1 protein-coding gene is annotated in these 258 nt (G+C 65.5%); it reads left to right on the forward strand.

Annotated features, from left to right (window positions below; all coding sequences use genetic code 11):
- A partial coding sequence (locus AAEZ05_RS29220; protein ID WP_350650111.1) for a pyridoxal-phosphate dependent enzyme occupies window positions 1-258 on the forward strand: 258 nt, incomplete at both ends.

Consider the following 258-nt stretch of genomic DNA (forward strand, 5'->3'; position numbering starts at 1 on the left):
GCGCAGACCCAGCACGATGTGGACGCGATTGTGGTGGGCGTTGGCTCGGCCGGTACTCTCACCGGTTTGACGCGTTTCTTCAAGCGCGTGCAACCCGAACTGGCCATGGTGCTGGCCGACCCGGTCGGTTCGGTGATGGCCGAATACAGCCGCAGCGGCACGCTGGAAACCCCCGGCTCCTGGGCGGTGGAAGGCATTGGCGAGGACTTCATTCCCTCGATCGCCGACCTGTCCAGCGTGCGCCACGCCTACTCCATC

The organism is Pseudomonas sp. HY13-MNA-CIBAN-0226, assembly GCF_040310305.1.
Lineage (GTDB): Bacteria > Pseudomonadota > Gammaproteobacteria > Pseudomonadales > Pseudomonadaceae > Aquipseudomonas > Aquipseudomonas gregormendelii.